This is a genomic window from Amycolatopsis balhimycina FH 1894, from assembly GCF_000384295.1.
Classification (GTDB): Bacteria; Actinomycetota; Actinomycetes; order Mycobacteriales; family Pseudonocardiaceae; genus Amycolatopsis; species Amycolatopsis balhimycina.
On the sequence record NZ_KB913037.1, the window covers coordinates 4,321,370 to 4,345,234 of the forward strand.

Below are 23,865 nucleotides of genomic sequence, written 5' to 3' on the forward strand. Positions count from 1 at the left end.
CCTCGGTTCCCACGTCCTCAGCGGCGGACAGCCGAACCCTGCAGTTGCGCCCGCATCTCCGGGGTCAGCTGCTGCCCGACCCGCTCCACCAGCAGGGTCATCTCGTAGACGACCAGGCCGATGTCACTCTCCGGCGATCCCAGGACCGCCAGGCAGGAACCGTCGGATACCGACATGAGGAAGAGGAAGCCGTTGGCCATTTCGACCACGGTCTGCGCCACCGTGCCACCCTCGAACACCTTGGCCGCGCCGCGCGCGAGGCTGGTCAGCCCCGACGCCACCGCGGCCAGCTGGTCCGCCCGGTCCTTCGGCAAGCCCCTCGAGGCCGCCAGGAGCAGGCCGTCGGCCGACACCACGACCGCGTGGGCCGCGCCGGGCACCCGGTGCACGAAATCCGTGATCAGCCAAGCGAAGCTGCCGGAATTGTTCGCCTTGGCATGCGCTTGGCCGTTCGGCTGCGCGGAGCCACCCGGCTGCATTGCACCCGCCCGTGTCACTTTCACTCCTCACTGCTGTCTGTGGTGTTGCCACGCCCCGGAACCCTGCTGCCTTCCAGCTGTTCTTCGGCCGGGAGTTCCTTCAAGGCGTGCCGTCCCGAGGTGTAGCCCCGTTGGAAGCTTGCCATCCGGCTCCGCGCCGCGGACGCCGAGCGGGTGATCGCACCCGTTCCGGGCATACCGGCTCCTGCGTCCGCGAAGCTGTTCTGGGCCGGTGACTCGGACGTCGAGCTCGGACTGTTGATCGACCCCGGCACCAGGTAGGCGTTCGGGATGCGCTTGGGCAGCCCGGCCGTGGTGATCTCCTCGTTCTTGGACTCCAGCAGCGACTGCGCCGCCTGCCAGCCGTCGTCGGAGGCGCTGTGCCAGCCGTCGTCGGCGGGGAGGAGCGGGTGCCGGGTCGCCGCGGTCGGCTGCAGCTCGTCCGGAGCAGGCGCGGGCGCCGGCGCGGCCGGCGCGGACACGACGGGCGCGGCCGGCTCTGCGGAGCCGGTGAGCGGCGGCAGGTTCGGGTCTTCACCCGAGCTCTGCGGCGGCACGGGGTCGGCAGCCGAGTCGTCGCCCTCACTGAACCAGCGTGACAGCACCGACTGGTAGATGGGCAGCCGCCGGGTGGGTACATCGTCTTCGAGGGCCGCCGAGCCTACCTCCGCCGGGGGCGGCGGTGCCGGAGGCGGTTCCTCGGGCGGGACGAACTTCGGCTCGCGCTTGGGCAGCACCAGCGGCGCGAACTGCGTGTCGTTCGCCCGCGAGCTGGCACCTTCGCCGTTCGGCGACGGCGCCAGCGGCGCCAGGTCCTCGGCGGTCGGCCAGGCGGGCGTCTCCGGCTTCGGCAGCTCCGGCGACAGGAACGGGCCCGCCGCGCGGCCGCCGCTGACCAGGTCGTCCAGGCTGATCGGCTGGTCGAGCGGGACCAGCCCGCCCTGGTTCGGCACCGGCTCGTACGACGGCGGAGCCGGGGGCGGCGGTGGCGCCGACGGCGGGGTCTGCGCGAACGTCTGCGTCTGGTCGAAGTCCGTGCGCGCGGCCGGGATCGGGATGCTCGGCATCGACATCGACGTCTCGGACCGGTTCGCCGGCAGCGGGGTCTGCCGCTGCATGCCCGGACGGAGGTGGGTCAGCAGCTCGGCCGGGACGACGACGCGGGCGATCACGCCACCCTCGATGTCCTCGTTCTCGCGCAGCCGGACCTCGATGCCGTGGCGCTTGGCCAGCCGCGAGACCACGTACAGACCCATCCGGCGGGTCACCGACACGTCCAGGTCCGGCGGGTCGGCCAGGCGCGCGTTGACCTCGGCCAAGCGGTCCTCGCTCATGCCGACACCGTGGTCGGTGACCTGGATGGCCAGCGCCTTCCGGCGGGTCACCACCGCGCGGACGATGACCTTCGTCTCCGGCTCGGAGAAGTAGGTCGCGTTGTCGAGCAGCTCGGCGAGGACGTGCACGAGGTCGTGGATCGCGAGGCCCTGGACCGCGACGTCGGGCACGATGCCGACCTCGATCCGGGCGTACTGCTCGATCTCGGACACCGCGGCGCCGATGACGTCGGCGGCGGGCACCGGCTTGGGCACGGACTTGGCCAGGCCGGCGCCGGAAAGCACCAGCAGGGACTCACCGTTGCGCCGCAGCCGCGTCGCGAGGTGGTCGAGCTCGAACAGGCTGGCCAAGTGGTCCGGGTCCTGCTCGTCGGCCTCGAGCCGGTCGATGACGCCGAGCTGGCGTTCCACCAGCCGCTGCGACCGGCGGGAGAGGTTCACGAAGATGCCGTTGACGTTCTCGCGCAGGAGGGCCTGCTCGGCGGCCATCTTGACGGCCTGTTCGTGGACGATGTCGAACGACCGCGCGACCTCGCCGATCTCGTCGCGGGAGGTGACGGGCACCGGCTGGACGGCCTTCTTCGAGGCGCCGACCGGGTCCGGGTCGTCGAGGATGGCCTGCACGGTCTCCGGCAGCCGGGTGTAGGCGACGTCCAGCGCGCTCTTCCGCAGGATCCGCAGCGGGCGCAGCATCAGGCGGGCGACGACGAGCATCAGCGCGATCGCGGCGGCCAGCGCGGCGAGCACGACGGCACCGCCGATCCAGGCCGAGTTGACCGCGTTCGTGGCGAGTTCGTCCGCGCGGGTCTTGAGCTGGGCGAGCAGGTTCGACTCGACCGCGTGCAGCTTGTCGGCCGACACCGTGCTGTCCTTGCCGAGCGCGGTGGTGTCGATGACCGGCGCGGTGCCCAGCTGGGCGTTGGCGAACGCCGCGGTCTGGATCCGGCGGCGGTCGTCGACCTCCGGGCCGGAGTAGGTGTCGTTGTAGAGCTGGCGCTGGTCGTCGTCGGCGTTCGCAAGGAAGGACGCGACGGAGGCGTCCGCACTGGACGCCGACGCGCGCGTCTGGTCCAGCAGGTCGCCGGGGAAGTTGCCGCGGTAGGCGGCGATCTGCAGCTCGGTGTCGGAGCGGGTGGTGAACTCCTTGGCCTCGCTGATCGCCTGCGTGCTCGTGCCGAGGCGCAGCACGTCGCGGTCGGTGACCGCGGTGGTGACCTCGCGGCCGAGCTCGATGAGCGAGTCGAGGACGCCCGAATAGGCGGTCAGCACCGTGATGTCGGGCAGGCTGTTCTGGGTGTTGAACGCCGCCCGCAGCGGGCGCAGGGCGTCGAGGCGCTGGAGACCGCGGGTGTAGCGGTCCTTGGTCGCCTGGTCGTCGTAGCCGAGGGTGCTCGCCGCGCCGCGCAGGTCGGCGACCTCGCGGTCGACCTTGGAGATCTGCGCGTCGAGCCCGGTCTGCAGCAGGCCGTTGCTCGAGGAGATCCGCGCGACGGCCAGCGAGCGTTCGTTCTGCAGCTCGTGCACCACTGTGGTGACCTTGACCGCGAACGCGACCTGGTCGGCGGTGCGCTGGAACTCGGCCGCCTGCTGGGCGTCGTCGACGACGCGCAGAGCACCCAGCACCGCCGCGGTCAGCGTCGGGATGATCAGGACCGCGGCCAGCTTGGTCCGCAGCCGCCAGTCGCGCATGCCGGAGAACAGCCCGGTCTTCCGGCCCGGATCCACTCCGGGCGACTGCGCAGGGGCCCCTCCTACCCCTGCGGCGTCTTCGTTCGGCACCGCCGCACCACCATCATCGTTCGAGCTCGTGAAACTCTGATCGGTCCAGCGCCCGCCAGGGCGCATCGCGTTCTCCTCAGCCACTCGTCTGCACGCTCCCGGCGGTCCGGCACCCCGGCCGATCGGAGGGAGTCCAGCGCAAGACGCTACCCGTACGGGTTAAAAGATCGTCTTCGACGGGTGTTTCTGAACCCCGTCCCACGGGACGGAATCGGTTCAGCTCGAGCATCACGGTCGGGTCCCTGCGCTGGTCTCGCATCGGTCTGTTGTTCGGCCTAGCCCACCGGCAAGGCGGCTGAGCCCGGCCAGGCAGTGGCCTCCGCGGGGAAGAGTCGCTCAGGAAAAGCACAGCGTGCCCTGGTAAACCGGGGATCGACTTGATCGGCCATCCAGGCACTCTCTCTCACTACATCGGAGGTTGATACCTCCCCGCAGGTGCAGAGGGTAGCGAACGGCCGGGGAAGATGTAACCCTCCCGACAGGACGCGCTGAATGTTGCACAGCGTTCGCTCAGTCGGCGCACAGCTGGTGGTCTCGGATTCGGAATGTGGGCCCTACGCTGGGTGAACTGCTACGACGAGTGGAGCAGTGGGTCTAGACCAGAGGCCGAAAGAGTGACGTGCGCCACCCCATCAGGTAGTGATTCCACCCATTGTGAGCAAGCTGTCACGTTCTCTACAGTGGCCCGCGTGCCTCGCGAATGAGTCACGCACTTCCGTTGGAATCGGTTCGCCAACCCTCACTTTCTTCAAGGAGCAGGCCTTGCTTGGAAACGCCATGAGCAGTGGCCGGGTTCGCACTCGCCGCGCCGCGCTCGGGCTCGCCCTCACCGTCGCAGCCGTCACAGCCGTCAGCGGCTGCAGCGCGCTCGGCTCGGACAGCTCGAGCGCCTCGTCGAGCGGAGGCGGCCTGGAGAAGACGAAGATCAAGGTCTCCATCATGCCGACCACGGACCTCGCGCCGTTCTGGCTGGCCAAGGACAACGGCTACTTCAAGGCCGAGGGGCTCGAGGTCGAGCAGGTCATCGCCAAGAGCGGCCAGGACTCGATGGGGAAGGCGATCGCCGGCGAGGCCGACATCGCCCTCTCGACCTACACGCCGTTCTTCGTCGCCAAGAGCAAGGGCACGGCGGACATCCAGCTGGTCGCCGACGGCACGTCGGTCAACGCCAAGAGCAACGCGATCGTCACGGTGCCCACTTCGCCGGTGAAGACGGTCAACGACCTGGCGGGCCGGCGGATCGCGATCACCGCGCTGAACACCGCGTCGGACATCCTCACCAAGTCGGTCATGAAGGACCACAACGTCGACTACAGCAAGGTCACCTGGGTCCCGGTCCAGCTGCCGAACATGGCGGCGGCGTTGAAGGACAACCAGGTGGACGCGGCCTACATGCCGGAGCCGCAGCTGTCCCAGGCGGCGAAGGTCGTCGGGGCCACCCCGGTCATCGACGTCAACACCGGCGCCACCCAGGACTTCCCCCTGACCGGCTACGGCGCGATGACGAAGTGGGTGCAGGCCAACCCGAAGACGCTCGCCGCCTTCCAGCGCGCGATGAAGAAGGCCACCAGCGAAGCGCTCGCCGACCGCTCGAAGGTCGAGCCGCTGCTGGTCAAGTACGCGAAGATCGACGAAGACACCGCCAAGCTGCTGACCCTGCCCGGTTACGGCTCCGTCCTGGACGCCCGGCGCCTCCAGCGCGTCCCGGACCTGCTGCTGCAGATGGCCGTCATCACCAGCAAGGTCGACGCCGCGCCGATGATCGCCCCGCAGGCGACCAACTAAAGTGACAAAACTGCTCCGCGGCCTGGCCGGCCTGGTCGGCTTCCTCCTGTTCTGGGAGGTCGCCGACCAGGTCGGCCTGGTCAGTAAGACGTTCGTCCCGCCGCCGAGCGTCGTCCTGGTCAGCCTCGTGAACCTGCTGGGTGACGCGCAGTTCGTCCGCGACATCGTCGCGACCATGCTCGCCTGGCTGATCGCGATCGCCATCGCCATCGCCATCGCGGTGCCCGCCGGGCTGCTGCTGGGCAGCATCCCGGTGCTGCGTACCACCACCGCCGCGATCGTCGAGTTCCTCCGCCCGATCCCGGTCGCCGCGCTCGTCCCGCTGGTGCTGCTGGTGATCGGCTCCGGGCCCGAAGCGAAGATCAGCCTCGCGGTGTACGCCTCGCTCTGGCCGATCATGTTCAACACGATCTACGGGATGAACGAGATCGACCCGGTGCTCATGGAGACCGCGCGTGCGTGCGGCACCAGCCGGTTCCGCATCCTGTCGTCGGTCGCGCTGCCCCAGACCGCGCCGTTCGTCTTCACCGGCATCCGGCTGTCCGCGACGATCGCGCTGATCGCCGTCGTCAGCACCGAGTTCCTGGCCGGCTCGGAAGTCGGGCTCGGCAGCTACATCCTGCTCGTCAGCACCGGCTCGACCCGGTTCGACCTGGTCTTCGCCAGTACGCTCGTGGCGGGAGCACTGGGATACGTGATCAACGAAGGGCTCGAACAGGTCGGCAAGCGGCTGTTCCGGTGGAGCTCGGTCGACCGGGAGGCGATCGCGTGACGGCAGCGACTCTTTCGGGCCGGGTCGGCAGGCGCGCCGCGCGCGGTGCCGCGACGGTCCTGCGCAACTGGCTCTTGTTCGCGATCCTCGTGGTCGTCTGGGAGTTCGCCGCCCGGGCCGGCGGCAGCAAGTTCTTCCCCCCGCCGACGGAGATCGCGGTCGCCGCCGCCAAGCTGTGGTTCACCGGGCCCGCGTCGCAGCTGTTCCTCACCGACACGGTGTTCGTCAACGTGGTCCCCAGCCTCGGCCGGATGCTCGGCGGCTGGGCACTGGCCGCTGTCGCCGGCATCGTGCTCGGCGTGCTGATCGGCCGGTCCGCGCGGGCGCTGGACTACGTCGGCCCGCTGTTCGCGTTCTTCCGCTCGATCCCGCCGCCCACGCTGATCCCGGTGTTCGGGGTCCTGTTCGGACTGAGCTCGGGCATGCAGATCGGGTCGATCATCTTCGGCGCGGTGTGGCCGGTGCTGCTCAACTCCGTCGACGGCGCCCGCTCGGTCGACCAGGTCAAGGTGGAGACGGCCCGGTCGTTCCGCACGCCCCGCGGGTACTGGCTCGGCATGGTGGTGCTGCCGGCGGCGGCGCCCAAGATCTTCGCCGGGCTGCGGGTGAGCCTGTCCATCTCGCTGCTGCTGATGGTGATCTCCGAGCTGGTCGGCGCCTACCACGGCATCGGCCGGTCGCTGATGGACGCCCAGCAGAACTTCGAGTTCCCCACCATGTGGTCGTGGCTGGTGCTGCTGGGCATCCTCGGTTACGTCTTCAACATGATCTTCCTGGCCGCGGAGCGGCGGGTCCTGGCCTGGCAGCCGACCCGCCTCGGCCGCGACTGACGCCCGCGAAAGGCCTCTCCTATGTCGACCATGCTCGAAGTTTCCGGCCTCAGCCACACCTACGGCAGCGGCGCGAAGGCCCACACCGCGGTGAACAACCTGTCGTTCACCGTCGAGGCCGGGCAGCTGGCCAGCATCGTCGGGCCGTCGGGCTGCGGGAAGTCGACGCTGCTGCGGTGCGTCGCCGGGCTGACCCCGCCGACCGAGGGCACGGTGAGCCTGCACGGCGACCGCGTCTCGGGCGTGCCGGACGACCTCGCCGTCGTGTTCCAGGACTACAGCCGTTCGCTGTTCCCGTGGCTTTCGGTGCAGAAGAACGTCGAGTTCCCGTTGCGGTGGCGATCGATTTCGAAGGCGGAGCGGCGGAAGCGGGCGGCCGAGGCGCTGGAGCAGGTCGGGCTTTCCGGCGTCGGCGGGAAGTACCCGTGGCAGCTGTCGGGCGGCATGCAGCAGCGGGTGTCGATCGCCCGCGCGCTGGCCAGCCGCCCGGCGCTGCTGCTCATGGACGAGCCGTTCGCGTCGGTCGACGCCCAGACGCGGTTCGAGCTCGAAGACCTCACCCGGCGCGTGCAGCGTGAGCAGGGCAGCACGATCCTGGTTGTCACGCACGACATCGACGAGAGCGTCTACCTGTCCGACCGGGTGCTGGTGCTGTCGAAGTCGCCGGCGTCGATCGTCGCGGACCTGCCCGTCGGACTGCCCGCCGAGCGCGACCAGATCACCACGCGCGAGTCGGCGGAGTTCGTGACGCTGCGCGGCGAAGTCGCCCGGCTGCTGCACGGCGGCAGCCCGGTCGAGGCGGCCGAGGCCGCGTCCGACGCCGCGGAATGGGAGCTGGCGGAGCACGCCTCGGACGTGACGGAGAGCAGGACCCGGAGCTGACCCGGCGGGCCCTCGGAAAGAAATCCGGGTGGCCTGTCGGATCGGGGCGGTGGGCCCGGCACGGCTGAGCCGTTTCGTTCAGTACGACAACGCGTGGGTCGGCGCGACCCGGACGTGCACCAGCGTCGGGCGCGGGTCGGCGAGTGCCGCGGCGAGGCCGGCCGCCAGGCCGGACGGCTCGGTGATCGTCACGCCCTGGCAGCCCATGCTGCCCGCCAGCGCGACGAAGTCGATGCCGCCCAGTTCGGTGCCCGGCAGCTTCACGCCGCCGATCGTGTCACCGAGGAGGCGGACCGCCGCGTACTCCGAGTTGTCGAAGATCACGAACGTCACCGGCAGCTGCTTGCGCGCCGCCGTCCAGAGACCCTGGATGCCGTACATGCTCGAGCCGTCGCCGACCACGGCGACGACCTTGCGGTCCGGCCGGGCGAGCGCCGCGCCGACCGCGCCCGGGATGCCGTAGCCGAGCGTGCCGCTGGCCATCGTCAGGAACCCGGAGCCGGTGGTGGTGATCGGCAGGTGCTCGTGCAGGCTCCCGCGGTGGCTGGGCGCCTCCTCGACGACCAAGGCGTTGTCCGGCAACAGGTCCGCGAGCGTGGCGTAGAGGAATTCGCCGGTGAGCGTCTCACCGCTGGGCTTGGCGGGCCGCGGCCGCGGCGCCGGCGCGGGCCGCGTGCTCCGCTCGACGACGTTGAGCAGCGCGCGGATGCCCAGCTTCGGCGTCGCGCGGATGCCGGTGCCTTCGAAGGCCCGGGCGAGGATCTGTTCGTCGTCGCTGAGGATGAACAGCGGCGGCAGCGGAGCGTCCCCGCGTCCACGGTCGACGTGGTAGGTGAAGGCGGGCGCGCCGAGCACGAGAACGAGGTCGTGCTTTCCGAGCGCGTCGGCGACGGCGCCGCGTTCGGGCTCCAGGAACCCTTGGAACAGCGGGTGGTTCTCGGGGAACGAGCAGCGGTAGGACATCGGCGCGACCCACACACCGGCGTTGAGGCGTTCGGCGAGCGCGACGGTTTCCGGGACGGCACTGTCCTGATCGACGGCTCCCCCGACGACGATCGCCGGCCGCTGCGCGCCTTCCAGCGCGGCGTTGAGCTCGTCGATGGCCTCGGGATCCGGCGCGAAGCCGCGGATGCGGGGCCGCGAGATGACGGGCCGTTCGGTGGGAACGGTCCAGTCGTCGGCCGGAACGGAAACGAAAACCGGACCGGACGGCGCCTGCGTCGCGACGTGGTAGGCCCGCGCCAGCGCGGCCGGGACGTCCTCGGCGGTCGCGGGCTCGATCGACCACTTGACGTACGGCTTGGGGAACTCGGGGGCATCCATCGCACCGAGGAACGGTTCGTGCGGCAGAAGCGACCGGACCTGCTGCCCGGCGACGATGATCAGCGGCGACCGGTTGCGGTAGGCGGTGAAGAGGCTGCCGAGGCTGTGCCCCACCCCGCCCGCGGAATGCAGGTTGACCAGCACGGCCTGCCGGGTGGCCTGCGCATAGGCATCGGCCATCGCGACGACGGTGGATTCCTGCAGGCCCAGGACGTAGTCGAAGTCGTCGGGCCAGTCGGTGAGGAACGGCACCTCGGTGGTGCCGGGGTTGCCGAACACCGTGGTGAGACCGAGTTCGCGGAGCAGCTCCCGGGTGGCGTCCAGCACCGTGCGCTTGATCATGCGGACAGGTTAACGCTTAGTTTTGCGAAGTAAAGCCCGCCAAGCGGCCGCAGAAACGGCGAGCGTGCCCCCGGCGCGGTCCTTGGTGTCGCGAATCCGCGACACACGGCTCAGCTCGACTGCCGTACTTGCTCCGAAAGGCATGATCCGCCCCGGTCCAGGATGGACCTCGCGAAGCAGAGCCAGACTGTCACGCGCGGAGAAAGAGCAAGACTGACCATCGAGTGCTGACCGACCACCGACCACAACGGCCGACGGGGCTGTAGCCAATCCGCTACAGCCCCGTCTGACACTCAGCCGGACACACTCAGCCGATCAGGCCCGACAGCCCGCTCGCCTTGAACGAACCCCAGCCCGTCACCTGGTCGTACCCCGTCCCGGCGGTGAACCCGGTCGTGCCGTGGAGGGTGTTGTTGCCCGTCGTCACGTCGTGGAAGCCCGTGCCGTACGAGGACCCGTTGCCGATCGAGTAGAACTTCGGGTTCAGGTTGCCCAGCGCGCCGCCGTGGACCTGGTTCTGCAGCGCCGCGAACGCCGCCCACAGCGGGGTCGCGCCCGACGTGCCGCCGACCGTTTCCCAGCTGCCCGCCGAATAGATGTAGTAACCCGACGTCGGCGAGGCGTCCGCCGCGACGTCCGGCACCTTGCGGTAGGTCGTGCTCTGCGAGGACTGCCACGAAGGTGCCGTGAAGACCGTCGAAATGCCGCCGCCGGTCGAGCCGCCGTTGTTGCCGTCGTTCCAGGTCGACTCGCTGCTGTAGCCGTTGGACGACGTCACGTTCAGCTTCGTGCCGCCGACACCGGTGATGTTCGGGCTCGACGCCGGGAAGTCCACTCCGCGCGCCGTCGAACCCGTCTGGCGGTAGCAGTCGGTCGTGCCGTCGTCGCCCGCGGCGGCGAAGTACGAGATGCCCTCCGCGGTGCCGGTCGCGACCGCGCTGCTGACGCTCTTCGCCGCGCTCGAACCCTCCGAGGCTTCGCAAGCGCCCCAAGAGATCGAGACGACGTCGACCGTCGCGTCCGACGCGATCTTCTGGTACATCGCCAGTTCGCCGGCGCCCGAGTTCGGTGCCTCGTAGACGTAGTCGTTCGCCGCGGCGGCCACCGCGTGCACGACCTCGATGTCGAGCTCGACCTCGACCTGGCCGTCGCCCGGCGACGAGTCGTAGTTCGCGCCGCTGACCCCCACCGTCGTCACCGAGCCCGCCGAGAGCCCGTAGGTGCTGTCGTACTTGGTGATGTTCGACTTCTGGTACCCGTCGAACTCGACGAAGCCGACGTTGACGCCACTGCCGGTCGCGGAGAGAGCGCTGGTGCCGTAAGCGGTTTTGAGCACCGGCGGCGTCGCGGACTTGACGACGTTGGGCTGGGCGAGCGGCTTCGCCGAGTGCGTCCGCACCGCGTGGTCGTCGAGGCCGACGACGTTGCCCACGACGTCCGAGACGCCCGCGGGCACGGCGGGCGCGGCGTCGTTGGCGAAGAAGTCACGCCCGGAAACCCGGTCGTGGTAGGTCCCGATCCGGGTGCGGAACGCCGATTCGAGCTGCGCTGCCGAGCCGGTGAACGTGATGGCCTGCCGGTTGCCGGAAACCTCGATCCCGGTGGCACCCGATTTCCCGAGGAATGAGACGGCCTTGTCGACATCGGCCTGGGTCGGGCCGAACCGGGCATTGAACTGCGCCGGCGTCAGGAAGTGGTGATATTGCGGCGAAGCGGGATTCTGCACGTCGGCGAGGAACTTTTCCAAAGCCTGCTGGTTGTGCAGTTTCAGCGAGAGCGCGGCGGTGATCGGCCGGTCGGTCGCGACGTCGCCGGTGCGCTCGCTGTTGACCAGCGGCGCGGCGTTGTCGGCCAGCGTGACCAGGGGTTCCGGCGCGGCGGCGGCCGGGACGGCCACGGCGAGGCCGAGCAACGCAGGCAGCGGCACAGCGGCCGCGACGAGCTTGCGCAAGCGCATGGGGGGATTTCCTCTCGGCGGTGGGGACCGGGCCTGCGTGGAATGCTCGCCGCAGGTTGCCGAGAAGCATAAGAACCCATGATCACGCCGAGAACCTACTTTTGTCTGGGCTTCCGGCGGATCCCATTTTCATTTTCCGAGTGGTTTACCTCGCCATAACGCAACCATTATTGTCCGGAATGTCCGACCATTTCGATCCGTTCGACGATCTCGCGCGCGGCCGAATTGCCGGAGAACCGCCGGGCGGCCGCCGACAGCGAGTGCAGCCGCTGCTTCACCCGCGGTGATCGCAGGGCACCCGCCAGCTCGACCGCCTCCTCGCCGACAGTCGCGGCGACGTCGAGGTCACCGTCCAGCGCGTGCACGGTGGCCAGCCAGATCAAGGTCAGCGAGCGGCTGCGGGCCATCCCCCGCGGATACTCCCTGATCGCCTCGATGAGGGCCGGAATACCGTCGCGGCCGTGCCGGATGTCGGCCATCTGCGCCAGTTCCCCGTGCACCGTCCCGATCATCGCCGCCATGTCGGCCGCCCCGAAGAACGCGGCCCACGGCGACGGCTCCCGCCACTCGGCCTCCGCGAATTCCGCACGAGCGCGGTGCAAGTAGGTCAGCGCAGCGGTGACGTCGGCCTTCTTGGCGTGCGCCCACGCCTGGTTGGCCGACAGGATCGCCTGCGCGAGCGGGGAATGGGCCAGCAGCGCCACCTCCCGGCCCCGCGCGAACTCCGCCAGCGCCGCGTCGATCGCGCCGTAGTGCAGGTGCAGCCGCCCGACGCGGTACCGGATGTTGGCCTGGAGGTCGTCGTTCCCGGCTTCGATGGCCAGTTCCAGCGCCCGCGCGAACGCGTCCAGCGCGGCGCCCGGGCGATCCTGGTCGAAGTTCGTCCAGCCGGCCAGGTTGTACAGGTCGGCGACAGCGGTGAAGAGCCGCGCTAGCACGACGGTCTTCGTCACGCCGTCCAGCAGCGCCACGGCGGCGGCCAGCCGCGACTCGACGGCCACCCGGCAGGCCCCGCCGCCGTAGCGGTAGTCCAAGGCCCTGAGTTCGGCGACGACGTCCTCCAGCCGCCGCGCATCGGCGAGACCCACGCGTGTGCCGCGCGGTTCGTCCCGCCCTCCACTGCCGGTCATGGCAGCCCTCCGTCCGTAGAGAGCTGCCGATCGGGCAGCTCCGCTCATTCCCCGCCGGGCCAGGCCGGAGCCCGCTCCTTCGAGGCGCTGGCACCGGGGAGGACCCCGGCGGCGGTCAACACCACACCGGTGGCGGTTTCCGCGATCTTGACGGCGGCCAGCACGCCGGTCAGGGCGAGCGACCCACCGAGCCCCAGTTTCGCGAACTCGTCTTCGGACGTTTCGGTCCGGCGTTGACGCGGTACCATTGCAGTCACGATTCGACCTTCCGGCTCGTTCCGGACGAACTCGGCCGATACCCACGAGGAATCAGGCGCCCCCATGTGTCAGAAATCCACCGGATGGCCGGAGTTCTGGTTTCCCGATGGCTTCTCATCGAATTGACCGCGAACCGAATACGCGCGCCCACAGCGCTGCCTCCGCCCTAGTCGAACAATTCTTGACACCATTCGAGTGAACAGCGACCCGTTCATCGCACACCGGCTCGCCCAGCCGCCAGTCGTCACTGTTTCACGGCTTCACTTCTACGATAGCCAGCACCTGCCGGACCATCAGCCCCCAAGCAGCCCAACCACCGCACTGCACGTGCGACCGCACAGGCGAAGACGCCCCGGCATCAGCACAAGGCGGCTGCAATTTCATCGGAACGATTCAGAAAACGAATACTGGTATAGCCGGTTGGCGAATAGCGTAATGTTCGCCAACCGGCTGCGAATTTCGGCGGCAACCTCGTCTCGCATACGGCTTCCGCAGTCGCTCAAGACTTGACGAGGTCCACCCAGGTGCGCACCGTTTCGGCGTCGACGGCCGCCTGCCAGCCGCCGGGCCGCACCGCACTCCCGACATGGAACCCGCGCACCCCGCCCGCGCGCAAGAGGTGCACCTGCTGGGCGCGCAGCCCGCCGCCCACGAGCAGGTCCGGCCCGCTCTCGCGCTGCGCGAGCCGCTGCAGCACCGAAAGCCCGCTGGCGACGCCGCTCGGGTGGCCGGCGGCGAGCACGGTGTCGCACCCGAGGGAGGCCAGCCGGTCGTACGCGCGCAGCGGATCGCGCGTGCGGTCGATGGCGCGGTGGAACGTCCAGGGGAGGCCGTCGATCTCCTTGATCAGCGCCTCGCAGGCGTCGAGGTCGATCTCGCTGTCGACGGTGAGGAACCCGAAGACGAATTCGCGCGCGCCCGCGTCGACCAGCCGGGCGGTGTCCGCGCGCAGCCCTTCGAGGTCGCCGATGGCGAAGGAACCGTTGTCCCGCAACATGACCCGGACCGGGAGGTCGGTCGCCGACAGCACGTCACGCAGGGTTTCCACCGACGGCGTCAGGCCGTCCTGCGCCATGTCCGCGACCAGTTCGAGGCGGTCCGCCCCGCCCGCCTGCGCGCCTTCGGCATCCGCCGCGTCCAGCGCGATCACTTCCAGCAGGGGCGTCTTCGAGCTCATGCCTCATCCGTTTCACTGGTTCCGGGTGTCGTCTCCCCTCGCGTGCCGCCCTCGCCGGAAGCCGCCTTGAAGGCTCGTCATCCGCTCGCGCACCGCTTCCGGGGAAAGAGAGAGTATCGGCCGCTGCGCTGGCACCGCTCCCGGGCTCGCCGCCGAATCGACGGTCTGCAGGAACGGCCAGGTGTCCTCGGCGCCGTCCTCCTGCTCCAGTTCGGCCGGGCTCGGCCACTGGTAGTCGGGTTCGACCGCGGCGGGCGGCGCGACGGGCGCGAGCTGCGGCTCGGTGTCTTCGTCGTCCGGGTTCGGCTCGGTCACCACCGGATCGGGCGACCGCAACGGCGGGGGTGGTGGAGGCGGCGGCGGGGGTGGCGGCGTGGCGAGCGCGTGCCGCGGCTGGGCCACGCCCGGCCGTGGCTCATCGGCGACGGGGAGCGGCTCCGCCTGCCGCCGCGGCTGTTCGGGCGCCGCGGACGCGTCGAACCAGCGGGACAGGACGTCGCGGTAGGCGGGCATCCGCTCGGTCGGCGCGTCGAGGTCGAGGTGGACGTCGCCGTCGGCGGCGGGCCATTCCGGCGCGTGCTCGCGCGCCACCACCGGGGCCCGGCGAGGCGGGCCCGCCTCGATCGACGGCGGCGTCAGCTCCTCGGGCTCCGGCTCCGGCGGTTCCGGTTCCACCGGGGTGAGCGGCGCGAGCGGGGCCAGCAGCTCGGGTTCCACGTCGGGAGTGCGCTGCGGCTCGGCGGGCGGAGGCGGCGCGGGCATCGGCGGCAGCTCGACGATCAGGCCCGCGGGCACCAGCACGGTCGCGACCAGCCCGCTGTCCGCCCCCGCGCTCAGGCTGACGTCGATGTGGTGGCGCATGGCCAGTGTCGCGACGACGAACAGGCCCATCCGGCGCGACACCTCCACGTCGACGTCCGGCGGGTGCGCGAGCCGCGCGTTGGTGCGGTCGATCTCGGCCTTCGGCATGCCGGCGCCGTGGTCGATGATCTCGATCTGCCAGTCGCCGTCGTGGGTTTCGGCGCTGGCCACGGTGACCGGTTCCTTGCCGGAGTAGCGCGTCGCGTTCTCCAGCAGCTCCGAAATGACGTGCACGAGGTCGTTGACGGCCTCGCCGCGGACCGCGACCTGCGGGGCCGGGCCGAGCTCGATCCGCTGGTAGTGCTCGACCTCCGAGAGCGCGGCGCCGATGATCTCGTCGGCCGGGACCGGGCCGGCGTCCTCCCGCGCCGAGTCCTGACCGGACAGCACCAGCAGGTTTTCGCTGTTGCGCCGCATCCGGGTCGCGAGGTGGTCGAGCTCGAACAACCCCGCGAGGGTGTCCGGGTCCTGCTCGTCGGCCTCCATCCGGTCGAGCACCGTGAGCTGCCGCTCGACGAGGTCCTGGCTGCGCTGCGAGAGGTTGACGAACATCGCGTTGACGTTCTCGCGCAGCATCGCCTGTTCGCCGGCGAGCCGGACGGCTTCGCCGTGGACGGCGTCGAACGCGCGCGCCACCTGACCGAGCTCCTCGCGCGTGAACACCGGCACCGGCGCGACGGCGAGCCGTTTCCGCAGGTTTTCGGGGGCGGGCTCGGGATCGGTGAGCAGGTTCTGCACGGCGGCGGGCAGCCGGTGCTCGGCCACTTCGAGGGCCGTCCGGCGCAGGATCCGCAAGGGGCGCAACAGGGACCGCGCGATGACCACCGACAGCACGCCGGCGACGAGCAGGACGCCGAGCACCGCGCCGCCGTCCCAGAGCGCGGCCGTACGGGCTTGCGCCGCCAGGGCGTCCGTGCGTTCCTGCAACTGGACCAGCAGCGCCTGCTGCACTTGGTGGGCGAGGTTCACCGTGTGCGTCGCCGAGACGTCCCACTGGTTCGGGTCGAGGCCCGAGAGGTTCTGGCCGTTTTCGGTGCGGGTGAGCGCGGACTCGACGATGTCGTTGCCGATGTCGACGACCAGGCCGATCACCGTGTCGTCGAACATCCGCTGCTGCTCGGGCGTCGCGAAGGTGCGGTAGTCGCTGCGCGCGGCGGCCAGCTCGGCTTCCGCGCCGAGCAGGGCGCGCGTGCGGTCGCGGTCGAGGGTGCCCGCGGCGAGCGCCTCGGCCATCACCGCCCGCTTGACCGACATCTGGTCCTTGATCCGGGCGAGCGCGTTGCCCGCCAGCCGCATCCGCGCGAGCTCCGGGTCGGAGACGTCGGCGGCGGCGGAGTCGCTGATGTCGAGCAGACCGGAGATCAGCTCGCTGTAGGAGCGCAGCACGGCGTCGGCGGGGAACGCCGAATGCTCCGCGGAGTACCGGAGGCCGCCGAGCACACGCAGCCGGTCGTCGGTCTGCTGCAGGCTTTCGGCGGCCTTCGCGTCGAGCCGCGGCTTGCTGTCGGTGAGGGTCCGCTCGAACTTGCCGATCGCCTGGTCGACGCGGTTGCGCTGGGCGGCGAGCTCGGCCGTGTCGCCCTGCCGGTTCTGGGCGACGAACCGGACGGTGAGGTCGCGCTCGCGCTGCAGCTCGTGCAGACCTTCGGCGACCGTGTTGTCGACGCGGCCGCGCGTGGCGAACTCCGCGAGCTGCTGGGCGTCACGCAGGTCCGAGCTGATCCGCAGCCCGACGAGCGCGATCACGGCGAGTGCGGGAATCAGGAGGACGGCGAAGAGCTTCGTGCCGAGGCGCCAGTTGCGCAGCCGCCACCGGCCGCCCGCCGGACGTGGTCCCGCCGCGTCACCGCCCTTGCGGGGACGCTTGTCGCGACGGGTCACCTGGTTTCCTTTTCCGCCACGGGCGGGAACCCGCGGATCGAACGACACTCGAACCTACTGAACGGTAGCCCGCCCCATGAAGATCCGAAAGCCGCGCTGGCACGATACGGCCCTGCCCGCGATCGTATGGGGCCCGGACCATACGATCCAGCACGAGAATCAAATTCTCGCGGTAGGTGAAGGGTCATGATCAGACGCGGACGGACGATTCCGCTGGTAGCGGCGCTTCTGGCGACCGCGGGCTGCAGCATGTTCTCTTCCGGCGGCACCGCGTCCCCGCCGCCGCTGGAACGGACCACCCTCCGCATCGGAGTGGGCAACGCCATCGACACGGCCCCGCTGCGGATCGCCGTGGCGGCCGGGAAGTTTGGTTCCGCGGGGCTGAACGTGCGGCTCGTCGAGCTCGGCGCCGACGACGGGCTGGCGAAGCTGGCCTCCGGCGACCTCGACGTCACCTTCGCCTCCGACATCGCCATGTTCCGCGCCGCGGCCGGCGGGGCGGCGTTGCAGCTGCAGGGCGAGGCCTACACGGCCGGCCCCAACACGATGGCCCTGGTCACGCTGCCGGACTCCGGCTACACCGTGCCGACGGGGAAGAAGGCGCCCGAGATCGCGGTGAACATGCTCGACGACATCGGTGCGCTCGTCGCGCGTTCGGTGCTGGGCACGGCGGGCGTCGACGAAGCGAAGATCAAGTTCACGGCGGTGCCGTTCGACCGGATGCCGCAGGCTCTGCAGGCGGGCGACGCCGACGCGGCGCTCATGATCGAGCCGTACATCACCCGTGCCGAGAAGGACCTCGGCGCGCACATTCTGGCCGACGGCGCCCGCGGTTCGACGCTCGGCTTCCCGCTGTCCGGCTACGCGTCCGCCAAGCCGTTCGCGCAGGCCAACCCCCGTACGCTCACGGCGTTCCGCACCGCGCTGGGCGCGGCCCAGCAGAGCGCGACGGACCCGGCGACCGTGCGCGACGCGCTGCCGAAGTTCTCAGACATCGACCCGACCACGGCCGCGCTGATCTCGCTCGGCTCGTACCCGGCGTCGCTCAACGGCATCCGGCTCCAGCGCGTCGCCGACCTGATGCACAACTCCGGCCTGCTGGCCAACCGCCTCGACGTCCAGGCGCTGCTCCCCGACCGGACCGGTTACTAGCTACCGCCAAACTTGCACTTGGTCTACTTTTGCACTCAGTCTACTTGAGGAGTGCGTGATGACCGACGTCCTGATCGCCGGAGCCGGCCCGACGGAGCCCGGCCGCGACGCACCGGTGTCGGACACCGAAGTGACTGAAGCGCTGACAGCCCTGTACGGCGCCGAAACGCGCTTAGGCGAGGTGTACGGCGCTTCGCGGTTCAACGACGCGACACGGCAACTTGAGCAGTACCGCCACGGCCGTGTCCTGTTCGCCGGCGAAGCCGCGCACATCCACCCGCCGCTCGGCGGGCAGGGGCTCAACCTGGGCGTCCAGGACGCGATGAACCTCGGCTGGAAGCTGGCCGCGACGATCCGCGGCACGGCGCCGTCCGGGCTCCTGGACAGCTACCACGCCGAACGCCACCCGGCCGCCGAACGCGTCCTGCGGCACACGGCCGCCCAGCGCGTGTTCACGGCACCGGCCGCGGCGAGAACGTCGAGGCGCTGCGCGAGATCGTCGTCGACCTCATGCGGCTGCCGGACGCCAACCGCTACTTCAGCGGACTGCTGTCCGGTCTCGGCCTGAGCTACCCCGGCGCGCACCGGGTCCCGGACTTCGACCTGACGACGACGGCCGGGCCGACACGGCTGTCGGCGTTGCTGCGGAGCGGCCGCGGGCTGCTCCTCGACCTCGGCGACCACGCCACCCCGCCCGGCTTCACCGGCCAGGTCGGCTTCGTCCGCGCGAGCACCGACGACGCCGAGTACCGCGGCCGGCTGCTGCTCGTCCGGCCGGACGGCTACGCCGTCGACCCGGCCGACCTGACCAGGTGGTTCGGCTAGATGTTCTCGCCCGACCTGACCAGGCAGACCGTGCGGGACGGCGGACCGGCGTAGGAGAGCACCTTGTCGGCCCCCGTGCATTCGTCGTCACGGCCGAAGCCGGAAAGGATCTCGACGCGTTCCTGCGCCGCCGGGTCGGCGCAGCTCAGCTTGTCGATCGTGGTCTCGTCTTCGACGTTGCGGACGCACTCGCCGGACCTGACGTTCAGGGCCAGGCAGAGCGTCTGGCCGGTGCCGGAGCCGAGCCGGAACCGGACGTAGTCGCCGGAGCCGCACGCGATGGCCCCGCGATACGTGTTCTCGACCTTGAACGTCGCGCTGTCCGAACTGCAGCCGGCGCGGTGGTAGGCGAGTTTGCCGCCGCCCTCGTGCGTCAGGTACAGGCAGTCACCGTCCGACGGCGTGCCGTAGCGGTTGAGCCCGCTGATGCCCAGTGCGCCCAGCGCGCCGAGGCCCAGCGCGGCGACGACGCACGCGACCAGCGTGACCCGCACCTTGGTGGTGAACCAGTGCGGAATCGGTGCCTGCTGCCCCGGTGCCGGCGGCATCGGGGCAGCCGGTGTGGCGTACTCGGGAGTCCGGAACGGGTTGTCGTCGGACGGTGGTGTGGTCAACGTGCCCTCCAGTGATCCCCTCGGCACCTCGTCCCACCGGCGGACCGCGACGGAAGCGGACCGGAGCGAGGCACGTATAACAGTAGTTGTGACTGATGGCCCGCTGATCGTCCAGTCCGACAAGACCGTGCTCCTGGAGGTCGACCACCCCCAGGCCGATGACGCGCGGATCGCCATCGCGCCGTTCGCCGAGCTCGAACGGGCGCCGGAGCACGTGCACACCTACCGGATCACGCCGCTGGCGTTGTGGAACGCGCGCGCCGCGGGCCACGACGCCGAGCAGGTCGTCGACGCGCTGACGACGTACTCGCGCTTCCCGGTGCCGCAGCCGCTGCTCATCGACGTCGTCGACGTGATGGGCCGGTTCGGGCGGCTGCAGATCGCCAACCACCCGGCGCACGGGCTGGTCATGTCGACCACCGACCGCGCGGTGCTGACCGAGGTCATCCGGAACAAGAAGATCAGCCCGATGCTGGGTGCCCGGCTCGACGAGGACACCGTCATCGTGCACCCGTCCGAGCGCGGGCGGCTGAAGCAGGCGCTGCTGAAGGTCGGCTGGCCCGCCGAGGACCTCGCCGGGTACGTCGACGGCGAGGCGCACGCGATCGCGCTCGACGAGAGCGACTGGCAGCTGCGCGACTACCAGCGCCAGGCGGCGGAGGCGTTCTGGGCGGGCGGCTCCGGCGTCGTCGTGCTCCCGTGCGGCGCCGGGAAGACGATGGTCGGCGCGGCGGCGATGGCCCGCGCGCAGGCGACGACGCTGATCCTGGTGACGAACACGGTCGCCGGACGGCAGTGGAAGCGCGAACTGATCGCGCGGACGTCGCTGACCGAAGAGGAGATCGGCGAGTACTCCGGGGAGAAGAAGGAGATCCGGCCGGTCACCATCGCGACGTACCAGGTGATCACCCGCAAGACCAAGGGCGAGTACCGGCATCTGGAGCTGTTCGACTCGCGCGACTGGGGCCTGGTCGTCTACGACGAGGTCCACCTGCTGCCGGCGCCGGTGTTCCGGATGACGGCGGACCTGCAGTCCCGGCGGCGCCTCGGCCTGACCGCGACGCTGGTGCGCGAGGACGGCCGCGAGGGCGACGTCTTCTCGCTGATCGGGCCGAAGCGCTACGACGTGCCGTGGCGCGACATCGAGGCGCAGGGCTGGATCGCGCCGGCGGAGTGCACCGAGGTCCGCGTGACGCTGACCGACGCGGAACGGCTGGAGTACGCCACGGCCGAGGCCGACGTGCGGTACAAGCTGGCCGCGACGGCGTTGACGAAGACCCCGGTGATCAAGTCGATCGTGGAGAAGCACACCGGCGAGCCGACCCTGGTCATCGGCGCGTACCTCGACCAGCTGGAGATGCTCGGCGACGAGCTCGACGCGCCGGTCATCCAGGGCGCGACGCGCAACAAGGAGCGCGAGGAGCTGTTCGACAAGTTCCGGCGCGGCGAGATCAAGACGCTGGTGGTGTCGAAGGTCGCGAACTTCTCGATCGACCTGCCCGAGGCGTCGGTGGCGATCCAGATCTCGGGCACGTTCGGGTCCCGCCAGGAGGAGGCCCAGCGGCTCGGACGGCTCCTGCGTCCCAAGGGCGACGGACGGCAGGCGCACTTCTATTCGATCGTCTCGCGCGACACGGTCGACACGGAGTACGCGGCGCACCGGCAGCGGTTCCTCGCGGAGCAGGGCTACGCCTACCACATCGTGGACGCGGACGACCTGCTCCGGCCGCTCTAACCCGTTTCCACGAGGAGCGCGCGAGCCGCGATCATCCCCGGTGGCCACCTCCGGCCACCGCGGATGATCGCGAGGGCCGCCTGCCACGCCTCGTCTTCGGACTCCCGGAGGCGAATTCCCCGGTCGGCCGGCGGCCGGGCCAGTTCACGGAAGACAGCGGGGCTGTAGACACCCCGCACCCGGAACTCGGCCAGGTGGTGCCCTCCGGCGACCATCCGGGCGAGCCGCTCGCGGCTCCGCCCCCGGTGGCGGCCGACTCCCGGCGCGAAGTGCTCAGACCCCGCTGGGTGTCTTCGCCCGCTTCCCCGTGGGTCGTTTCGGCGAGCACGTTCGCGACCACGCACCACGTCAGGAGTTCCCCCTCCTCCACGCGAGTACCGTCCTCGCCCCACTCCTTCGGCCTAGCGAATCGTCACAGGAACAACTTCCGCCACAGGAGTCTCGGACAGCCCTCTGACCAGCGGATTCACGGATTCACTCGAACGGATGAGCGGGCGCAACGCTGGAAATTGTCGGACCCTCGAACTACTGTTCGAGATGCAGTAGCCGAACACAAGTTCGAGGGGACGTCCATGACGATCGCACCGCTCCGCCCCGGTACGCCCGCGCCGCCGGTCCAGACCCTGCCACCGGGGTCGTGGCACGGCAGGCTGTGGGTGTCGGACCTGCCGCTGACCCGGCCCGAGCGCTACCTCGGCTGCGTGGCCGAGTTCGAGCGGTCGGGGCTGTGGCCGGTGCTGATCCCGCACGACCAGCGGTTCGCGGCGAACGGCGAGGACTGGATCGACGACCGCGGCAGGCTGGCCCCGGCGGGCCACCGCGTCGCCACGGCGGACGCGGCGGGAGCACTGGCCCGCTGGTGGGACGGCTCGTGCTGCGACGGCGCCTGCCTGCGGCCGTTCGGCGCCCGCTTCCCGGGTCTGGCCAAGCGCAGCCCGCGCAGGTCCGACCCACTGGCCGAAGCGGGCAACACGGGTTCGATCCTGGCGACGCGCGCCCCACACCGGCTCGGCCTGGTCCAGACGGAGCGACCGGCGGACATCCCGGCCCTGCTGGGCTGGACAGGAATGGTGAAGTGCACGGACCAGGTGGCCGAGCTGTCGGCGGTGCTACGCAGCTGGGAGGACCGCTTCGGCGCGACGCTGCTGGTGCTGGGGTTCGACACGATGGAGCTGTCGGTGGCGGCACCGCCCCGCAACCAGGCGAGGGCCCTGACGGTCGCGGCCGAGCACCGGGCGTTCAGCCTGCCGACCTTCGCCGGGCAGCCGGGAAACCTGCGCGAGTACGCGTCCGGGTTGGTGCAGACACGCCACTGGCGGTTCTCCTGGGCATGAGCGCGGGGAGCCGGGCCGGGCGGCGGCTGGGCCGGGGGCGACGAGCGGAGCCCCTGGGAGGCGGGAGTGGCGCGGGGAGATCGAAACACGCCACTCCCGTCCTCGCGACGAGCGACAAACCGCGGACGGCCGCGGCCGGGTTCGCGCCTGGCCGCGAGCGCGCCGATGGCATTCCCCGGCCAAGGACCCGCACGACCTCGGTGTCCAGATCGGAAGCCGGCCCATGAGCAAACGAGCCAAAGGACCGCTGAGACGGGCGTCCACCAACTTGGGCCGGCTGTCCCGGCCCGCGGTCCACCGGTCCGGATTCCACCGCTGCGGCCGTGTTTGGCCGGGACGGCGAGCGGGAATCACCCACCGCGGAAAGGCGGTGAGGGCGATCGCCGAGATCCGGATCGGCACTTCGGGGTGGCGCTACCCGCCCTGGCGCGGGGTGTTCTACCCGCCCGGGCTGGCGCAGCGACGGGAGCTCGAGTACCTGTCGCGGCGGATGAACGCGGTCGAGATCAACGGCTCGTTCTACTCACTGCAGCGCCCGGAGCGGTACCGCGCCTGGTTCGACGAGACCCCGGCGGACTTCCTCTTCGCGGTGAAGGGCGGCCGCTTCATCACGCACATGAAGCAGCTGCGCGACGTCGAGACGGCGCTGGCGAACTTCTACGCCTCCGGAGTCCTCGCGCTCGGTGCGAAGCTGGGGCCGTTCCTCTGGCAGCTGCCGCCGACCCTCGCATTCGACCCGGACCGGCTGGTGAACTTCTTCGCCCTCCTGCCGCGCACGACGACGGACGCCGCCCAGCTGGCGACGAAGCACGACGACAAGCTGAAGGGAACGCCCTACCTCGAAGCCGGGGCGCGGAGGCCGCTCCAGCACGCGCTGGAGGTCCGGCACCCGAGCTTCGCCGAGCCCGCGGCGAAGGAACTCCTGCGGGACCACGGGATCGCCCTGGTCGTCGCCGACACCGCGGGCAAGTGGCCGTTCCTCGAAGACCAGACGGCGGACTTCGCCTACGTCCGCCTGCACGGCGACGAGGAGCTGTACGTCAGCGGCTACTCGGACGAAGCCCTGCGCAGGTGGGCGGAGAAAATCCGGGCATGGCACGCCGGCGGCCGTCGTGACGTGCACGTCTACTTCGACAACGACGTCAAGGTGGCGGCGCCCCGCAACGCCGAATGCCTCGCCGACCTGCTGGGAGTAACCCCACCGACGCGACAGTGAGTGAACAGTGAGCGCCATCGGCTTGAGTGGACAAGCGGGCCGGACCGGCTTGCGTGCTGTCGCTGGGGGTCGGCACGCGAACGGTCCGCCACCGCGCACAGCCAAGAGGGACCAAACATCCCCGCCCACCGGCGAGCGTGGCAACCGCCGCTGCCGCGGAGGCGAGCCGCCACCCAGGTATCCGGCCGCCCCAACGCAT

20 protein-coding genes are annotated in these 23,865 nt (G+C 70.5%); 10 read left to right on the top strand and 10 right to left on the bottom strand.

Annotated elements, in window-relative coordinates; all coding sequences use genetic code 11:
• Nucleotides 1–17: 17 nt before the first annotated feature.
• Together A3CE_RS0119065 and A3CE_RS0119070 are read right to left on the bottom strand one after the other, a co-directional pair.
• On the bottom strand, nucleotides 18–479 hold the full coding sequence (locus A3CE_RS0119065; protein ID WP_020641706.1) for a roadblock/LC7 domain-containing protein: 462 nt from the start codon (nucleotides 477–479) through the stop codon (nucleotides 18–20).
• A 20-nt stretch (nucleotides 480–499) separates the two neighbouring features.
• Nucleotides 500–3,658, bottom strand: coding sequence for a sensor histidine kinase (locus A3CE_RS0119070; protein WP_026468649.1), 3,159 nt, complete (start codon nucleotides 3,656–3,658; stop codon nucleotides 500–502).
• 711 nt (nucleotides 3,659–4,369) lie between these two features.
• On the opposite strand from A3CE_RS0119070, the gene A3CE_RS0119075 reads away from it, so the two are divergent.
• Genes A3CE_RS0119075 through A3CE_RS0119090 form a run of 4 tightly spaced genes read left to right on the top strand, consistent with a single transcriptional unit; the run spans nucleotide 4,370 to nucleotide 7,861 of the window.
• Nucleotides 4,370–5,377, top strand: coding sequence for an ABC transporter substrate-binding protein (locus A3CE_RS0119075; protein ID WP_020641708.1), 1,008 nt, complete (start codon nucleotides 4,370–4,372; stop codon nucleotides 5,375–5,377).
• Nucleotide 5,378: 1 nt separating this feature from the next.
• Complete coding sequence (locus A3CE_RS0119080; RefSeq protein WP_020641709.1) at nucleotides 5,379–6,149, top strand: ABC transporter permease; 771 nt, start codon at nucleotides 5,379–5,381, stop codon at nucleotides 6,147–6,149.
• A complete protein-coding gene (locus tag A3CE_RS0119085; protein ID WP_020641710.1) occupies nucleotides 6,146–6,979 on the top strand; it encodes an ABC transporter permease in 834 nt (277 codons plus the stop codon). The genes A3CE_RS0119080 and A3CE_RS0119085 overlap by 4 nt, the downstream gene beginning before the upstream one ends.
• Before the next feature lie 21 nt (nucleotides 6,980–7,000).
• Nucleotides 7,001–7,861, top strand: a complete 861-nt coding sequence (locus tag A3CE_RS0119090) for an ABC transporter ATP-binding protein (protein ID WP_020641711.1) — start codon at nucleotides 7,001–7,003, stop codon at nucleotides 7,859–7,861.
• A 78-nt stretch (nucleotides 7,862–7,939) separates the two neighbouring features.
• Here the strand turns inward: A3CE_RS0119090 and mdlC are convergent, their stop codons facing one another.
• From mdlC to A3CE_RS0119120, 6 genes are all read right to left on the bottom strand, one after another.
• On the bottom strand, nucleotides 7,940–9,526 hold the full coding sequence (gene mdlC / locus A3CE_RS0119095) for a benzoylformate decarboxylase (RefSeq protein ID WP_020641712.1): 1,587 nt from the start codon (nucleotides 9,524–9,526) through the stop codon (nucleotides 7,940–7,942).
• A gap of 9 nt (nucleotides 9,527–9,535) precedes the next feature.
• Nucleotides 9,536–9,670 (bottom strand): DUF397 domain-containing protein, encoded by a 135-nt coding sequence (locus A3CE_RS55265; RefSeq protein WP_084641627.1) that lies wholly within the window; start codon nucleotides 9,668–9,670, stop codon nucleotides 9,536–9,538.
• Between the two features lie 163 nt (nucleotides 9,671–9,833).
• Nucleotides 9,834–11,483, bottom strand: coding sequence for a S53 family peptidase (locus A3CE_RS0119100; RefSeq protein WP_020641713.1), 1,650 nt, complete (start codon nucleotides 11,481–11,483; stop codon nucleotides 9,834–9,836).
• A 167-nt stretch (nucleotides 11,484–11,650) separates the two neighbouring features.
• Nucleotides 11,651–12,916: an NsdA family TPR-like regulatory protein gene (locus A3CE_RS51315; RefSeq protein WP_483756903.1), complete on the bottom strand. Its 1,266-nt coding sequence runs from the start codon at nucleotides 12,914–12,916 to the stop codon at nucleotides 11,651–11,653.
• Between the two features lie 454 nt (nucleotides 12,917–13,370).
• Nucleotides 13,371–14,048 carry a copper homeostasis protein CutC gene (locus tag A3CE_RS0119115; RefSeq protein ID WP_020641716.1) on the bottom strand — a complete coding sequence of 226 codons (678 nt, stop codon included), beginning with the start codon at nucleotides 14,046–14,048 and terminating at the stop codon, nucleotides 13,371–13,373.
• Nucleotides 14,049–14,060: 12 nt separating this feature from the next.
• The gene (locus tag A3CE_RS0119120) at nucleotides 14,061–16,790 is read right to left on the bottom strand and encodes a sensor histidine kinase (protein WP_020641717.1); all 2,730 of its coding nucleotides are present in this window, start codon (nucleotides 16,788–16,790) and stop codon (nucleotides 14,061–14,063) included.
• A gap of 186 nt (nucleotides 16,791–16,976) precedes the next feature.
• Here A3CE_RS0119120 and A3CE_RS0119125 point away from each other — a divergent pair, with 186 nt between their 5' ends.
• Genes A3CE_RS0119125 through A3CE_RS59595 form a run of 3 tightly spaced genes read left to right on the top strand, consistent with a single transcriptional unit; the run spans nucleotide 16,977 to nucleotide 18,767 of the window.
• The gene (locus A3CE_RS0119125; protein WP_020641718.1) at nucleotides 16,977–17,942 is read left to right on the top strand and encodes an ABC transporter substrate-binding protein; all 966 of its coding nucleotides are present in this window, start codon (nucleotides 16,977–16,979) and stop codon (nucleotides 17,940–17,942) included.
• 58 nt (nucleotides 17,943–18,000) lie between these two features.
• Entirely contained in the window at nucleotides 18,001–18,510 is a 510-nt protein-coding gene (locus A3CE_RS59590; RefSeq protein WP_026468651.1) for an FAD-dependent monooxygenase, read from the top strand.
• Nucleotides 18,453–18,767, top strand: coding sequence for an aromatic-ring hydroxylase C-terminal domain-containing protein (locus tag A3CE_RS59595; RefSeq protein ID WP_026468652.1), 315 nt, complete (start codon nucleotides 18,453–18,455; stop codon nucleotides 18,765–18,767). Before A3CE_RS59590 ends, A3CE_RS59595 begins: the two co-directional genes overlap by 58 nt.
• On the opposite strand, the gene A3CE_RS0119140 is transcribed toward A3CE_RS59595, so the two are convergent.
• The gene (locus A3CE_RS0119140; protein ID WP_020641719.1) at nucleotides 18,764–19,381 is read right to left on the bottom strand and encodes an LppU/SCO3897 family protein; all 618 of its coding nucleotides are present in this window, start codon (nucleotides 19,379–19,381) and stop codon (nucleotides 18,764–18,766) included. The genes A3CE_RS59595 and A3CE_RS0119140 overlap by 4 nt on opposite strands.
• A gap of 88 nt (nucleotides 19,382–19,469) precedes the next feature.
• On the opposite strand from A3CE_RS0119140, the gene A3CE_RS0119145 reads away from it, so the two are divergent.
• Entirely contained in the window at nucleotides 19,470–21,116 is a 1,647-nt protein-coding gene (locus tag A3CE_RS0119145; protein ID WP_020641720.1) for a DNA repair helicase XPB, read from the top strand.
• Here the strand turns inward: A3CE_RS0119145 and A3CE_RS0119150 are convergent.
• Entirely contained in the window at nucleotides 21,113–21,331 is a 219-nt protein-coding gene (locus A3CE_RS0119150) for a hypothetical protein (protein ID WP_020641721.1), read from the bottom strand. The genes A3CE_RS0119145 and A3CE_RS0119150 overlap by 4 nt on opposite strands.
• A gap of 357 nt (nucleotides 21,332–21,688) precedes the next feature.
• Between A3CE_RS0119150 and A3CE_RS0119155 the strand changes: the two genes are divergently transcribed.
• Nucleotides 21,689–22,450 carry a DUF4253 domain-containing protein gene (locus A3CE_RS0119155; RefSeq protein WP_020641722.1) on the top strand — a complete coding sequence of 254 codons (762 nt, stop codon included), beginning with the start codon at nucleotides 21,689–21,691 and terminating at the stop codon, nucleotides 22,448–22,450.
• 370 nt (nucleotides 22,451–22,820) lie between these two features.
• Complete coding sequence (locus A3CE_RS0119160; protein WP_020641723.1) at nucleotides 22,821–23,666, top strand: DUF72 domain-containing protein; 846 nt, start codon at nucleotides 22,821–22,823, stop codon at nucleotides 23,664–23,666.
• Nucleotides 23,667–23,865 lie beyond the last annotated feature (199 nt).